Genomic DNA, 15,852 nt, shown 5'->3' with positions numbered 1-15,852 from the left:
ATGAAACAAAGCATTGATTTACTACATGCCATTCCGAAAGCGGATTCCAGCACGGTACATTCCGCATATGAAAAGGCACTTAGCCATTTTCACCATAAAGTCATTGTATTAGATGATGATCCGACAGGTATCCAAACGGTACATGGTGTCTCTGTTTTTACTGATTGGTCAGAGGAAAGCATTGAAGCAGGCTTTCTAGAAGACAGTCGCATGTTCTTTATTCTAACGAACTCTCGCAGTATGACAGAAAAGGAAACAGCGGATGCACATGACACCATCGCATCAACGATTGTAAAAGTAGCGGAACGGCTTCAACAGGATTTTATCATTGTCAGTCGTGGGGATTCGACTCTACGTGGACACTTCCCGCTTGAAACCGATGTACTCCGAACAACCATTGAACAGCAGAGCGCCCGAACATTTGACGGAGAAATCATTCTTCCATTTTTCCAAGAAGGCGGACGTTTTACAATCAACAATATTCATTACGTACAGGAGGGACAAGAGTTAGTCCCTGCCGGTGACACAGAGTTTGCTCTAGATCGTACATTCGGGTTTAAGTCATCACATCTTGGAGAGTGGATAGAGGAAAAGTCTGGTGGCTCATTTACAAAAGAGAACACCACTTACATTTCATTAGAGGATCTAAGAGCATGTCGGATTGAACAAATTAGGGACCAACTGACTGCGGTGAAGGATTTCCAAAAGGTAGTGGTCAACGCAGCTGACTATGACGATGTGAAAGTCTTTGTCACCGCTCTGATTGATGCCATTCAAGCAGGTCAGCAATTTATATTCAGAAGTGCAGCAGCTCTCACCAAAATCTTAGGCGGAGTGACCGATCGTGCTTTATTAACGAGAAACGACTTGATTCAAGAAGAAAGTCCACATGGTGGTCTCATTATGATCGGCTCGCATGTCAAAAAGACAACGGAGCAACTAAGAGAGCTTCAAAAGAATGAACAAATGGCATTTATTGAATTCAATACACATCTCGTGTTAGAACCGATCGCATTTCAAGAAGAAATGGAACGTGTGATTCAACAAATTGAAACGCTGTTAACCTCAGGTCAATCTGTCACTGTTTATACAAGAAGAGAGCGTCTCGATCTTGGGGAAGGTCGTCAAGAAGAAGAATTAAAGCTTTCAGTTCAAATCAGTGATGCTGTCACAAGTATTGTCCAGCGTCTCTCAATTCGTCCTAAGTATTTCATTGCCAAAGGCGGGATTACATCTAGTGATATTGGGACAAGAGGACTCAGTGTAAAGCGTGCGACAGTCGCAGGTCAAATTAGACCAGGAGTTCCAGTTTGGCAAACAGGAGAAGAAAGTAAATTCCCATTCATCTCCTACGTCATTTTCCCGGGAAATGTTGGTTCAAAGGATACGTTAAAAGAAGCAGTTGAGATATTAGAGGGATAAAGCATAGGGAGTGTTTCTCGCTCCCTTATGCACCACAAAGGAGGAAGGGTTATGTCGTTAGTGTTTATTGGACTTGGCGTTTTATTATTACTATTACTTATGGTTGTATTAAAGTTAAACGCTTTTATTTCATTAATTATTGTTTCATTAATTGTCGCTGTGTTAGAGGGCATGTCCCCGATTGAAGCGATTGCTTCCGTCGAAAAAGGACTAGGCAGTACGCTTGGGCATCTAGCATTAATTCTAGGTTTTGGAGCGATGCTCGGTAAATTAATGGCCGATTCTGGCGGTGCACAACGTATTGCCATGACACTCATTGACCGATTTGGAATTGCAAAAATACAGTGGGCGACCATGCTAACTGGATTTGTCATCGGTATTGCACTCTTTTATGAAACCGGATTCATTATTCTGATTCCACTCGTTTTTACAATTGCACAATCCGCAAAACTTCCTGTGTTATATGTTGGGATGCCGCTCGTCGCTGCCCTCATTACAACACACGGCTTTCTCCCTCCTCACCCAGGGCCGACAGCCATTGCCAATGTGTTTCAAGCAAACATGGGACAAACATTATTAGTTGGGATTATATTAGCCATTCCTGCTGTATTAATAGGCGGACTGCTATTCACAAAATTATTTAAAAAAGATCAATTACACGCACACATTCCGAAGAATTTATTTAATCCAAAGGAATTTACAGAAGAGGAAATGCCAAGCTTCGGCATTAGTATCTTCACTGCTGTGTTACCTGTCATACTCATGACAATCAGAGCCGTTATAGAAATTTTCTTCCCGTCCTCTCCGCTGTTGCCAACAGCCGAGTTTTTAGGAGAACCTGCGGTTGCGTTACTACTCTCTGTCCTCCTTGCGATTTACACATTTGGACTTGGCAGAGGCAAGAGCATGCAAGAAGTCATGAAGTCCATCACAGACTCCATTGGCTCCATGGCGATGATTCTTTTAATCATTGCAGGTGGTGGTGCCTTTAAACAAGTCTTAATTGATAGTGGTGTAGATAAATATATTGCAGGAATTATGGATGGAAGTACACTTTCTCCCCTATTGCTCACGTGGCTCATCGCGGCTACCCTGCGTATCGCACTAGGATCAGCGACTGTAGCTGGACTGACAGCGGCAGGAATATCTGCACCACTGATTGGTTTGACTGGCGTCAGCCCAGAGCTTATGGTGATTGCAACAGGTGCTGGCAGTATAACGTTCTCACACGTCAATGATGCAGGATTTTGGATTTATAAAGAATACTTTAACCTGTCAATGGGCCAAACCTTTAAAACTTGGACATTAATGGTCACTGTTCTATCTCTTGTTGGACTAGCAGGTGTTCTCATCGCTGATTTGTTCATATAGGAAAATAAATAAGAAAAGCTATTGACTTTTTGTCGAAAAGATTGAATAATTGTGTTTATTAAGAAAATTTAATTAAAAGGTAACCTTATTAAGAGTGGTGGAGGGACTGGCCCTGTGAAACCCGGCAACCGCTGTTCCGTTGAACAGAATGGTGCTAATTCCTTAAGCAAGCCGATGTGCTTGTTTGAAGATAAGGTAGAGTTCTCACAGTATATGATGCTCTTCCTTATCAAAGGAAGAGCTTTTTTCATTGACTTTTATCTTTTAGAAAGAAGGGATTTAGAATGACAAACGTACAAACAATTGGGAAAAAAACGACGAAGCCGCCATTTCGAGCAGATCAAGTAGGAAGCTTGCTTCGGTCAGAGCGAATCAAGGAAGCACGCCAGCAAAGGGCAAACGGAGCGATCTCTTCAGAACAACTGCGTCAAATTGAAGATGAAGAAATTATACGCATTGTAGAAAAACAAAAAGAGATTGGACTTGAGGTTGTCACAGATGGAGAGTTTAGACGCGCGTGGTGGCACTTTGATTTTCTTGAGGGGCTTGATGGAGTGGAAGGCTTTGAAACAGAACAAGGAATTCAATTCCACAACACCACAACAAAAGCACGCGGCATCAAAGTAACAGGCAAGATTGATTTTACGGATCATCCAATGCTAGAAGATTACCGTTTCTTACATAGCATTGCCGGGGATCATACAGCCAAAATGACGATCCCAAGTCCGAATATGCTCTTCTTCCGTGGAAAGGTAGAAGAAAGTGTGTACGACAACTTAGATGAGTTCCATCATGATGTGGCACAAGCTTATAAAAAAGCCATCCGTGCCTTCTATGATGCAGGGTGTCGTTATTTACAGTTAGATGATACAGCATGGTCCGTCTTCTTTTCTGAAAAAGGGCATGAACAAATCAAAGCATTCGGTCGTGACGAGGACGAGCTACGTGAATCATTTGCGAAAACCATCAATGAAGCTGTTGCCGATCGTCCAGATGATTTGGTCATCACGATGCACATTTGCCGAGGGAATTTTAAATCTACGTGGGTGGCTGAAGGTGGCTATGAGGCGGCGGCAGAAACGATTTTTGCCGGTTTAGACCTTGATGGACTGTTTTTGGAATTTGATGATGAGCGATCTGGTGGATTTGAGCCCCTTCGATATGTCAAAAATCCAAATCTTCAAATCGTTCTTGGTCTCGTGACATCAAAGTACGGTGAACTCGAGCCAATCGAACAGATCAAAAAACGGATTGAAGAAGCAGCTAAATATGCGGATATCAATCAACTGTGTCTGAGTCCACAATGTGGGTTCGCTTCAACAGAAGAAGGAAATCTACTAACAGAAGAGCAGCAATGGGAAAAGCTACGTCATGTGATTGAGATTGCCGATCAAGTGTGGCGCCCATAATTCTATGCACAAAAAATGAGACAAACCGCCTGACGAGCGATTTGTCTCTTTTGTTTTACACATCTAAATGGTTGCCATTCGTCGCAATCACTTGTTTATACCAGTCAAAACTTTTCTTTTTCTTTCTATCAAATGTCCCGTTTCCTTCATTATCCCGATCTACATAAATGAACCCATATCGTTTTTTCATTTCAGCTGTGGATGCACTGATGAGATCGATCGGACCCCAGCTTGTATAGCCGATGAGCTCTACACCGTCTGCGATGGCTTCTCTCGCTTCTAGTAAGTGACTTCTAAGATAATCAATCCGATAATCGTCTTGAATAGATCCATCCTCTTCCACCTTATCAACAGCGCCCAAACCATTTTCTACGATAAACAATGGTTTTTGATAGCGATCATACAACTGATTAAGCGTTGTGCGAAGACCTTTCGGATCAATTTGCCAACCCCAATCACTGGCTTCTAAATACGGGTTTTTCACACCTGCAAATAGGTTCCCACCTTCAGCTTGATCAAGAATGGCTGGATCTGTACTTGCGACAAAACTCATGTAATAGCTAAAGCCGATATAGTCGACGGTATGGTTTCTTAAAATCTCTTCGTCACCGTCTTGAAACTCAATATCAATGCCGTTTTCACGGAAATACCGTTTCATGTACCCTGGGTAGTAACCTCTTGCTTGTACATCTGAGAAGAACAACGTTTTCCGGTCTTGCTCTAATGCAGCAAACATATCTTCTGGTCTTGAGCTGTACGGATATGTGGTCATCGCTGCGATCATACAGCCTATCTTCGCATCTGGAATGATTTCGTGTCCCGCTTTAACAGCTAGAGCACTAGCCACAAATTGGTGGTGCGCCGCTTGATATTGGATGCTTTTTTCATCTTCTCCTTCTTCGAAGACGAGACCTCCACCTGTAAAAGGTGCGTGTAACACGACATTGATTTCATTGAATGTCATCCAGTACTTCACTTTGTCTTTATATCGAGTAAATAGTGTTTTAGCATACGTCTCGTAAAGGTTCACGAGCTGACGGTTTCTCCATCCGCCATAATTCTTGACAAGCGCAAGCGGCATTTCATAATGAGATATGGTGACAACTGGCTCGATGCCATGTCGATGAAGTTCATCAAACACTTTGTCATAAAAAGCAAGACCCGCTTCATTCGGTTCAGCATCGTCCCCATTCGGGAAGATACGCGGCCAAGAAATGGATAATCGGAAACACTTAAAGCCCATTTCTGCAAAGAGCGCAATATCCTCTTTGTAACGATGATAAAAGTCGATCGCATCATGATACAAGTTGAGGTCTTTCATTGATTCATCGAACGGATGCATAATGCCGTTTGGAGATACATCAGCTGTAGATAAACCTTTTCCATCTTTGTTAAAAGCACCTTCAATTTGGTTAGCGGCTACAGCACCGCCCCATAAGAATCCTTTAGGAAATGTTTTTTCTAATTGTGTCATTGTAAATGCCCTCCTCATTTTCCTCTACACGAACTGTAAGCAGTGTTTCTTTTTCCGTAATGACTCCGTCTGTCATGGCATCAACCTGTGCATAGTCATTTGTATTCGTAATGATGACAGGTGTCGTCACATCAAAGCCCTCTTCTTGAATACCCTTGAGATCAAATTCCACCAATACGTCTCCTGCTTTTACAAGATCGCCGGTTTGCACATGGCTTGTAAAATACTTTCCGCCCAGTTTTACCGTATCAATCCCAACATGAATAAGTAGTTCGATCCCTTGATCACTCTTTAATCCGATGGCATGTTTCGTTTGGAAAATTGTTTCCACTTTGCCATTGAATGGGGCAACAACACGTCCAACTGCTGGCACGATGGCTACACCTTTGCCCATAATTTCATTGGAGAATGTCGCATCATTTACTTGGTTAAGTGGCTTTAATTGACCTTCTAACGGACTTTGCACCAATTCGTTTTGTACCACTGTTGAGTCTTTCTTTTCTTCTGGCTTCTCTGCTTTTGTTCCTTCTTTTACTGGGACATCTTTAAAACCAAGAATAAGAGTCATGATGGTTGCAACGACAAAGCCGATCACTAAACCAATGATAGAGTACACAAACGTTGGACCAATAAACGCTGGAATCCCCGGGATCCCTGCAGATCCAGACATAACATAAGCTTTTACTTTAAAAATGGACATGAACACGCCGCCTGTTGCTGCACCAATCAGAGCAGCGATGAACGGTTTTTTCAATCTCATGTTCACACCATACATAGCTGGTTCAGTGATTCCCATTAAGGCTGTGATACTTGTCGACATAGCCAGCGATTTAAATGTTTTGTTTCTTGATCTTAAGAAAACGCCAAATGCTGCACCTGCTTGCGCCATATTCGCTACAAACATCATTGGCATAATATAGTCAAATCCATTCAATGTAATGTTGTTGATCATAATCGGAATAAGTGCATAATGCATTCCTGTAATGATCAATGGAGACATGAAGCCACCAATCAACAGGCCAGCCAATATTCCTGCATGTTTAAACAATAAATCAATTCCGCCTGAAAGACCGTTCCCTAGAATTGCACCAATTGGACCTACACCCACTAACATAATTGGCACAACGGCTAAAAGTGTGACAGTTGGAACAAGAATGATCTTTAATGATTTCGGGCTATATTTTTCTGCAAATCTTTCAACATATGATCCAAGCCAGATTGTCAGTAGAATCGGAATAACCGATGAAGAGTACACCACTGCGATGACTGGCAAGCCTAGAAATTCTGTATTACCTGCACCCAATAAAGCAGTCAGCTGCGGATGAAGGACCGCTGCGGCAATAGCTGCTGCGATATACTGGTTCGTGCCAATCTTCTTGGCAACGCTTACAGCTAGTAGAATAGGTAAGAAATAAAAAGCACCGTCTCCAATTGCTGTTAAAATCGTATACGTACTGCTTTTGTCAGAGATCCACTGAAAAGTCAGCATAAGGGCCAATAACCCTTTGATCATACCGGCTCCAGCGATAGCTGGTAGAATCGGTGTGAAGACACCAGAGATAAAATCGAAAAGCTTTGAGATGACGTTTTGTTTTGTTGCTTCTTCCGCGTCACTTGTCTTCACATCTGCTGATAATCCTGAATCAGCAATCAGTGCTCGATAGACATTCGATACATCGTTTCCAATAATCACATGATATTGACCACCACTTTGATTCACACCCATGACGCCATCAGTTGATTGCAATTGCTCCTTATTGGCCTTGCTTTCATCGTATAAATTGAAACGAAGTCTTGTCATACAATGCGTGACTTGCTTCACGTTTTTTTCACCGCCGACAAGCTCTAGAACTTCTTTTGCTGTTTGTTTGTGGTTCATTGTATACCCTCCAATCGATGATTAAATCTTGATATAGAAAAAACCTAAACATCCATTAATGCCGAATACCTCCATTCAGACATTAATCGATATTTAGGTTTTGCCTGCCTCACCAGTAACAATCCTTCATAGCGATTGATCGTTATTCATTTATATAAGTCTTTAGATACAAAAAACCTAAATCACGCCTTATCATAGATAGGGACAATGATTTAGGTTTTGCCTGCTTTACCAGTAACAATCCTAAAAGATTGTGGTTATTTATAGTTATAAATTATCATGTCATTTTTGTTATGTCAACGCTTTCTTTTCAAATTATTTTCTTTTGATCACTCTATCAATGTGAAGTGTTAAGTACAACATCTCATCTTCTATGAGACTTCGGTTGTATTCTTTTAGAACATATTCATTGATTTTTTCTGTACACTTGAATGCTTCAGTGTTCTTCTCTTTCACGACTTCATAAAGAAATTCATTTTGATTTTCCATTTGTGTTTCGTTAAACAAACGCTGTCCAAAAAACTTTAAATGCGTGACAAAGCGGAAGTAATTTAATGATTCTTCATCTAAATCAATTTGAAAATGATACTTCACAATGTTCAAAATATCTTGTATGAGCTTCGTAATTTGAATCACATTTGGCATTTCGTCGTTGAGTTCTGCATTGACAATATGCATCGCAATAAAGCCTGCTTCATCCTCCGGAAGCTGGATATTCAGCTTCTGCTGAATGATGTGAATCGCTTCCACGCCGCACAAGAACTCGTCTTTATATAACCGTTTGATTTCCCAAAGCAATGCATTTTTGATGTCCATTCCTTTTTGATGTCGTTCAATGGCAAAGGTGATATGATCGGTCAATGCAACATAGATGCTATCATTTAAATTTTTATCCAGTGTCTTTCTTGCATGATCAATAATCGCCTCACACACTTGCATATACTCGATTGGAATTTCATACAGCAGGGTTTTGAATTTTTCTGAAATGTCTTTATTTTGAATGGAGAACACTTTTTCAATACGTTCTTCATCAATGGAGTCTCCACTCTTCTTTTGAAACGCGATGCCTCTGCCCATAATGACCAGCTCATGCTGCTCGTCATCAAACGCACTCACCACGTTATTATTAATTACTTTTGAAATGATCAATTGATCCCCTCCCCAGTACATTCCGCTTTTCCGAGCTTGTCCATCATAGTTAGTTGATATGCCATTTTTCAAAAAGAGGACTCTATGATGATTTTACCTCTTTTTTTGATACGGTCAACTAGTAAAAATGACTTATTGACTCTTGATAATGGGATATTGAGTCAATAAGTCTGAGGAAAAACGTGATTTCATAGATAGAACATACTAGAAAGAAGATAAAATACCGATTAGGAGCAATCCCAGTTATATACGACATTCTCGAAATTCTTCTGTTTAAGATCTTCCAGTGTGATAAAGAAATTGGCGATCCCGCAATCTCCCCACATGAGATCAACTTCATCATCTGAATCGATCTGTAATAAGAGAAGGGTATGCTTCTGATTCTCATAGGCTCGTGGATCTTCTTGTGTAAAGCCTGGATATCCCCCCACTTTATGACCAAAACCACTTTCTGTTTCATAAAATTCGTCCATTAGCGCTTCTACTTCTTCGTCATCATCACTCATCTCTTCAAAGAGGTCCCAGCTATGTTTCCCAACGACTTTCTCAAAACGAAAATCATCGGCGCTAATGGTCTCATTTATTAATTCACCTGTGATGGCGCCTTCTTTCCTAACTGGAAAATAAAAGTCCTCAGGTATTGTCACAAAGGAAAAGTCAGTGACCAACTCTTCTTCAGCTAAAAAAGGCGCTGCGATGAATTTGATACGAAAATCTTTTTGCTTCGTTTTTTGATCAATATTCATCCCATAAAGATCATCATGTACTGAAATGAAAATTTGTAGAAGGCCCGTTTCTGGATAATCTTTCAGCTTCGGAAGCTGACCGAAATTAATTTGAGCTAGTAGTTTCATAGGATGACCTTCACCATCCAACGGGTATTCGTCGTTTTTTGGAAAATATGGATCTCCAGCTATTTTGCTGTCATAAGGTCCTGTTTTCCCTTGTTTCATATGTAATTGGATCGCTTGTTTTTTTGTTTCTTCTAATAAAGGACGGTAAGGTGCTAGTTTTTCTTGTAGCTTTGCCGATTGTGACAAGTTATGTTCCTCCTTCAATTGATCATTTTTTTCTATCATACAGAAGTGTATTTGACCTGTCAGTAGTGAATCGGTCGATTTCATGTCAACATTCTTACAGAAAAACGCAAAAAAACCTCCATTAAACAAGAGGTCTTTTCCATCGCTTTCTTATTTCACTTGATATTTCACCAAGTCATCCGCCAATGTTTTCATTGTTTCATTTGTTTCATGAAGTCCTTCAATGATTTTAGTAAAGGTTCCTACAAGCTCTGCTTGATGTTCGGATGAAGCTACAATTTGTGCGATTTCTTCTTCCATTCCTTTAATCGATGTCTGCACATCTTTCAAGGCTGTTTCGATATCCGTCGTGGCTTGTTTTGCATGTGTTGAAAGTTTTCTTACCTCTGTTGCAACGACGCCAAAGCCCGCTCCAGCCTCACCAACGCGCGCTGCTTCTATCGATGCATTGAGTCCGAGTAAGTTCGTTTGATCAGAAATTCCTTTGATCAAATTGGACACTTGGTTGATTTTAGAAGAGTTTTCGACAGTGACTTTTGTATTTTGTAAAATTTGTTCACTTGTCGCTTGTAGCTCCTCTGAATGTGCTGCCACTTGCTGAACCATGGCAACTAGTTTTTCGGAAGTTCGATTGCTTTCTGACATGATGTGTTCTAAACGTTGTTGATTTGATTGATCATATGCAACACAGAAAGAAGCAACAACCTCTCCATTTTCATCCTTCACAGGGACAGCTACGATATCCATCGGAATGCCATATACTTCTTCCGGAACTTGAATAAACGCTGGATCTCTCCCATTTTTCAACATGGCAAAGTTTTGGAATCCTGCATCTACTTTATCCCCAACTTTAAATCCTAAGTTAATGTTTCCGTGTTGCTGATAATAAAGAACCGTCTCTTTCCCGATAACAGAAAAAGTCAATTGCTCTCTCATCGCTAGTCCAATCATCGGTAAAGCATCTATTAAATTTTCAATTTTCTGCGACATTTTCCATCTTCATCCTCTCTTTTTTGTATTACATGTTCTTTATCGGTTCTTCATACGATCTATTACAGCCTGAAATGTTCCCCAATAGTCATTACATGATCTAAGACATAGATAAAGCCCACATTCTATTAATGAATGTGGGCTTATCCTCACAAATACAGCATACATAATAGGACACTACTACCTATAAAAAATAGATACATATAGTCGATCCATGATGTACTGATGATATGGTAGTATGTGCGATCTCTCGTTCCCGTGAAGCCTCTGGCTTCCATCGCAACGGCTAGGCGCTCTGACTTTCTTACACCTTGAGTGAATAGAGGCAATGCATAGCGCACAAAGGCTTTCCAGCTATTCTTTTGCTTGTATCCTCTAATTTTATGTGCTGCTTTCATTTGCTTCAATTCACTTTGGAACAAAGGGATAAAACGAAAGCCTGCGAGCATACCATACGCCCATTTTGGAGACATGCGACATTGATGGATCAAACTCATCATAAATGCCGTCACATCTGTTGTGGATGTAAAAAGAAGGCCAAATGTGACAAAACCAAGCATCCTAAAAGAGATAGTAAATGCATTTCTCACACTCTCTTCTGTGATGTGAAACCATGCCCATTTCCAGATCGTATGATCGCCTTTTCCAAATGCCGCCATCATCCAAAATACGAGAACAAAAAAGAGCAGATAAGGAACGAGTCTTGTGATGAGATACTTGATATTCCAGCCACCAAGGACAAGTCCGATAACGAGTGCAAACAACCAAATCATGACCGTTGTCTTCGGGTCAGATATTGCCATCAAACAACACATCGCCAGAAGATGTGCAAACAACTTCAAAACTGGATTGACAGTCGATAGAAAGGAGTGATTACTTTGCAATCGTCAGCACTTCCTTTCTTTCAACGGCATATCGATAATGCAAAGGCACGCTAAGCTGATAGGTATGGACAAGTTCACGATTTGAAAATAAATCATAAGGGGTTCCATCATACACATGCTGCCCTTGATGAAAGAGTAGCACGTGATCCGCGCACTCATCAACGAGATCCATGTCATGGGTGACCATGATAATGGTCGTGCCTTGACGTTGACGCTCTTTCAAACATCTGATTAGTTCCTTCGCCGTTTTTTCGTCCTGTCCAAAAGTCGGTTCATCTAACAATAAAACATCTTGATCGAAGAGCAACATCGTTGCCACACTTAACCTTCTCTTTTGCCCTAGACTCAAGGTGAAAGGGTGTGACTGTGCGTGCCTCAATAAACCGAACTCTTCCAATAACTGATGCGTTTTTTCCTGCACAAGTGATTCTGGCCAATTTCGCTGTCTGCCTCCAAATGCGATTTCATCAAACACTGTATCTTGTATAAATTGAAGCTCAGGATTTTGAAAGACAAAGCCTGCTTTCTCATATAACAATCGGTCAGACCACTTTTTTAGGAGTTTCTCTTTTAAGAAAATTTGACCCTTTTTAATCGGCTCTAATCGAATCAAATGTTTTAGAAATGTACTTTTTCCGCTTCCATTCTCTCCAATGATCGACACCCAATCCCCTGCTTTGATTTCAAGCTGTAGGTCATTCATGACCAATTTACTTCCATAGCTTAATTGAAGCTGATCTGTTCGAATGAGTGTCTTTTGTTCTGTTAATGGCACTTTGTTTTGCTTGGCCTTTCTTGCTTCAAAGGTTTGCATCAAGGTTTGACTAATTGGATGAATTGGATCTTCGATGACATCTGACCATTTCTCGGGAAATAATTTCGGACGCCAAATGCCTGCCTCGATCATGTCTCTCTCATTTGCTGTGATGACATCTTTGGGAAGTCCATCAGCTAAAATGCGTCCTTCATGGTCTAATAAAATGACCCGATCCATCCATTCGATCACACCGTCTAGCACATGCTCCACAAAAATCATGGTTTGATTTTGATCAGTGGCCAGTTGCGAAAGTAGTCGAAATACCTCCATTCGCCCTGCTGGATCAAGTTGTGCAGTTGGTTCATCAAAAAACAGCACTTCTGGCTCAAGAGCTAGTAAACAGGCGAGAGCTAGACGCTGTTTCATGCCGCCTGACAATGTTTGAATTTCTGTATGCGGATCGACATTTAGTTGAACCTTTTGCATGAGATGATGGATGATGTCATCCATTTCTTCACGGGGTACGGAACGGTTCTCTAAACTAAATGCAATTTCTTCATTGACTCGATGCATACAAAATTGGGAGTCGGGGTCTTGGAACATGACACCTGTATGTTTTCTTAACATGACTTCTCCCTGCACCTCTGCTTCAATATGTTCTGGAATGATTCCGGATAAAACCGAGATGAGCGTAGATTTGCCGCTTCCGCTTGGTCCTAATATGAGCACCTTTTCCCCTTTTTGAATTGAAAGAGACACTTGATGCAAAACAGGCTTGGACTCTTCATAAAAACGGACAGTGAGGTTATTGCACGCGAGAAATGAAGTCATGCTTTTCACCCTTGTTTCGTCTACCTTTCATTAACGCATATTGATTCAATACACCTGTTTTTGATAAGGCATTCACTACTACTTTAGCCAAGCATCCCCCAAGGATCATCCCGCTAATGATTTGAGTAACGAGTGTCATCACGAGGACTTGAGGCGTGTAATACCCAAATCCATTGGCAATGAGGCTGTAACCCATCGCCCCGACCGCTGCAAAAGCACCTGACAGCATCAGCGTCCACAGATGATAACGTTTATACCTAAATAGAGCGAAGGCCACTTCTGCCCCAAGTCCTTGGCATACACCAATGAGCAGAGCTGACAGACCGAAGTGACTGCCTGTGAGTAATTCCACAGAAGCGGCTGCTGTCTCCGCGATTAGTGCAGCCCCTGGCTTCTGGATGATGTATGCGACAATGGGGCTGGCAATGACCCAAATCCCAAACATGATGCTACCTCCTGCCGGACCAACAAGTGCCGTTATTGGAAGGTAAAGAGTCGACCATCCTAAGTAGATAACACCACATGCAACAGATAAAATCACAGCAAGGACTACTTCTTTCATCTTCCATGTCATCGTATTTGCGCCTCCAATTTTATCGGCCAATCTTCCAAAGTGGATGCCATTTCCCAGAAACGATACTCCAGCTGACAGCTTAACAAAAAGTGTTGCCTCATTTTTTCCTTTTCTCTGTTACTGGCTTCTTCTGCCCACCGATCAAGGCGATTGCAAAGCTCCACTGTGATCGAGTCGGTTAATCCCCCATAAAACGTGATCCACTCGTAAAACGGGTGAGATGGTTCTGGTTGTACTTCCGCAATCAGTCGTTGGCCAATTTCCCAATATGTCCAAGGGCATGGAAGCAGAACTGCAATGATTTCTCCTAGACTGCCTTCTTTAGCGACTTGTAGCATGTGGTGAATATAATGGTGTGCACTCGGTGCTAAAGGTGCACCCTGCAAGTCATCGAAATTCACTCCTGCCACTCGGCAAAGATTTTGATGAGGATGCGTTTCACTATTTAGGACAAATGCCATCTGTTGATGAAAAAACGCAATGTCGCGTCGATCTGTACACCTGCTGACCGCTGCCGCATAAATTTTCACAAATGCATGCAAATATTCAACATCTTGTTTGACGTAATGAATCAGTTGTTCCTTTTTCAAGTCTCCTGATGCCAACCCTCTAACAAATGGATGCTGATAAATAGCTTCAAACACTGGCTCTGCTTCTCTTCTTAACTCAGTCGAAAATGTCATAAAAAAAGCCTCCTCTTTTTTAATGGATTAAATGAAAAAAGCCACCCCAAATGGAGCGGCCTTCTTATCGATTCAATCATGAATAAGACGAGGTCCAGCTCCACTTCCCTCCGCTAGTACGAACTAGATCAGGTTCAAAGGGTCCAAGATTTTCTCTTGTCTCAGTCATACATGACTCCCCTAGTGGACTTTTGTCATTTAATTATCTCTACTCTACACATGCGGCGATTTGATGTCAACCGCCTTTCTTAATTCAATGTTTTGATCGTTGGCAGTTTCTCGATACCCGCAGCATAGTAGAAATTAAGCACGCTGAAGAAATCAATGGGCTTACCTGTTTTTAGATCGACGGCTAAAATATGATCACCATAGTTCGTTAAATCATCAAGATCTAAGTATCTTGGTGTCGTCTTACCAAGTGTGTCGACAAAAGTATCGACATAATATTGCCCGCTTGCATACGAAGATTGATGGTACATAAACAATGTGTCCACATCTAAATAGACAAGAATGGCCTCTGATGAACTCCCATAAGAAGCTGAGTATGACACGGGTGCAGATATCTTTTTCACTTTCACATGTGAGATAGAATGTGTTCTTTGCTCAAATTTCCCGTCATATGGGAAATAAAAGACACGCTCCCATTCATAATCGGCAGTCTTGGATTGCTTGTTATATATTTTTATTCCATTGGCCATGACATCCCCATTCGCGTAATCGGCTACAAAATATTGTAGGGTTGAAGACAGGGAGACTGAACCTGTGAAGTTTGGTGGATTTTTCGCATTGACTTGTAAGGTGTATGAGTCACCGAATTCTTTACCACTTGTGACTCCAAATGCGTAATCACCCGCAGGTAAATTTGTAAGACCAAGCAAACGACCTGCCGGCTCTATAAGATCTGTCGGAAAAGCTTGTCCTGTTTCAAAATCAACAACAAATAGTTGGACGACATAATCAGCATTCGGAGAGGTGATACGACTGATGAGCGCCTGTGGTGATGACGTACTAAAAAACCAGAGATCAACCGGATCTTCCTCTGTTAAAACAACCGATTGATTGATTGCCAGTCCATCAATTGAACGAACGGCAGACGTACGAATCTTTCCATCTGGAGCCGATTTTCGCTTTATACTGATTGGATGTTTCTTATCTACTTTAAATGATTTGCTTACTTCCTTTTGTTGCATCTTCAAGCCTTCATCCTGCTTCAAAAGCGACTTTTGCTCTTCCTGAATTGCCTTTTCAGTCAGTGTCGATAACTTTCCATCTGACTTTGGTAATTCTTCTGCTTTTACTGCTGTTGAAAATAAGCCTGTAGTCACCAGTAAAACAGACAACATGGCTGCGGTGATTTTGACGTAAAATGCTTTCACAGGAACATCCCCT

General features: G+C 41.3%; 13 protein-coding genes and 2 riboswitches. Of the genes, 3 read left to right on the top strand and 10 right to left on the bottom strand.

Annotated features, from left to right (window positions below):
- The 3 genes from AB1K80_RS00290 to AB1K80_RS00280 all read left to right on the top strand — a co-directional run bounded on the left by AB1K80_RS00290 (position 1) and on the right by AB1K80_RS00280 (position 4,202).
- Positions 1–1,422 carry a four-carbon acid sugar kinase family protein gene (locus tag AB1K80_RS00290; protein ID WP_412854623.1) on the top strand — a complete coding sequence of 474 codons (1,422 nt, stop codon included), beginning with the start codon at positions 1–3 and terminating at the stop codon, positions 1,420–1,422.
- Positions 1,423–1,473: 51 nt separating this feature from the next.
- Positions 1,474–2,793: a gluconate:H+ symporter gene (locus AB1K80_RS00285; protein ID WP_412854622.1), complete on the top strand. Its 1,320-nt coding sequence runs from the start codon at positions 1,474–1,476 to the stop codon at positions 2,791–2,793.
- Positions 2,794–2,875: 82 nt separating this feature from the next.
- A riboswitch (SAM riboswitch) is annotated at positions 2,876–2,990 on the top strand.
- 87 nt (positions 2,991–3,077) lie between these two features.
- Positions 3,078–4,202 (top strand): 5-methyltetrahydropteroyltriglutamate--homocysteine S-methyltransferase, encoded by a 1,125-nt coding sequence (locus tag AB1K80_RS00280; RefSeq protein ID WP_412854621.1) that lies wholly within the window; start codon positions 3,078–3,080, stop codon positions 4,200–4,202.
- A gap of 55 nt (positions 4,203–4,257) precedes the next feature.
- On the opposite strand, the gene AB1K80_RS00275 is transcribed toward AB1K80_RS00280, so the two are convergent.
- The 10 genes from AB1K80_RS00275 to AB1K80_RS00230 all read right to left on the bottom strand — a co-directional run bounded on the left by AB1K80_RS00275 (position 4,258) and on the right by AB1K80_RS00230 (position 15,839).
- The gene (locus tag AB1K80_RS00275) at positions 4,258–5,676 is read right to left on the bottom strand and encodes a glycoside hydrolase family 1 protein (RefSeq protein WP_412854620.1); all 1,419 of its coding nucleotides are present in this window, start codon (positions 5,674–5,676) and stop codon (positions 4,258–4,260) included.
- The gene (locus AB1K80_RS00270) at positions 5,648–7,555 is read right to left on the bottom strand and encodes a beta-glucoside-specific PTS transporter subunit IIABC (RefSeq protein ID WP_412854619.1); all 1,908 of its coding nucleotides are present in this window, start codon (positions 7,553–7,555) and stop codon (positions 5,648–5,650) included. The genes AB1K80_RS00275 and AB1K80_RS00270 overlap by 29 nt, the downstream gene beginning before the upstream one ends.
- A 315-nt stretch (positions 7,556–7,870) precedes the next feature.
- Positions 7,871–8,704: a BglG family transcription antiterminator LicT gene (licT, locus tag AB1K80_RS00265; protein ID WP_412854618.1), complete on the bottom strand. Its 834-nt coding sequence runs from the start codon at positions 8,702–8,704 to the stop codon at positions 7,871–7,873.
- 227 nt (positions 8,705–8,931) lie between these two features.
- Complete coding sequence (locus AB1K80_RS00260) at positions 8,932–9,744, bottom strand: YwqG family protein (protein ID WP_412854617.1); 813 nt, start codon at positions 9,742–9,744, stop codon at positions 8,932–8,934.
- A 150-nt stretch (positions 9,745–9,894) separates the two neighbouring features.
- Positions 9,895–10,734, bottom strand: coding sequence for a methyl-accepting chemotaxis protein (locus tag AB1K80_RS00255; protein WP_412854616.1), 840 nt, complete (start codon positions 10,732–10,734; stop codon positions 9,895–9,897).
- A gap of 149 nt (positions 10,735–10,883) precedes the next feature.
- A complete protein-coding gene (locus AB1K80_RS00250) occupies positions 10,884–11,618 on the bottom strand; it encodes an energy-coupling factor transporter transmembrane component T family protein (RefSeq protein ID WP_412854615.1) in 735 nt (244 codons plus the stop codon).
- Entirely contained in the window at positions 11,608–13,206 is a 1,599-nt protein-coding gene (locus AB1K80_RS00245) for an ABC transporter ATP-binding protein (RefSeq protein WP_412854614.1), read from the bottom strand. Before AB1K80_RS00245 ends, AB1K80_RS00250 begins: the two co-directional genes overlap by 11 nt.
- Entirely contained in the window at positions 13,181–13,780 is a 600-nt protein-coding gene (locus AB1K80_RS00240; protein ID WP_412854613.1) for an ECF transporter S component, read from the bottom strand. The genes AB1K80_RS00245 and AB1K80_RS00240 overlap by 26 nt, the downstream gene beginning before the upstream one ends.
- A complete protein-coding gene (tenA, locus tag AB1K80_RS00235) occupies positions 13,777–14,463 on the bottom strand; it encodes a thiaminase II (RefSeq protein ID WP_412854612.1) in 687 nt (228 codons plus the stop codon). Before tenA ends, AB1K80_RS00240 begins: the two co-directional genes overlap by 4 nt.
- A gap of 88 nt (positions 14,464–14,551) precedes the next feature.
- Positions 14,552–14,655: riboswitch (TPP riboswitch) on the bottom strand.
- Positions 14,656–14,711: 56 nt separating this feature from the next.
- On the bottom strand, positions 14,712–15,839 hold the full coding sequence (locus AB1K80_RS00230) for a hypothetical protein (protein WP_412854611.1): 1,128 nt from the start codon (positions 15,837–15,839) through the stop codon (positions 14,712–14,714).
- Positions 15,840–15,852 lie beyond the last annotated feature (13 nt).

The sequence above is a fragment of the Bacillus sp. 179-C3.3 HS genome (assembly GCF_047229225.1).
Taxonomy (GTDB): domain Bacteria; phylum Bacillota; class Bacilli; order Bacillales; family Bacillaceae; genus Bacillus.
The sequence above is the reverse complement of the archived record's forward strand: the minus strand, read 5'-3'. Positions and strand labels throughout refer to the sequence as shown.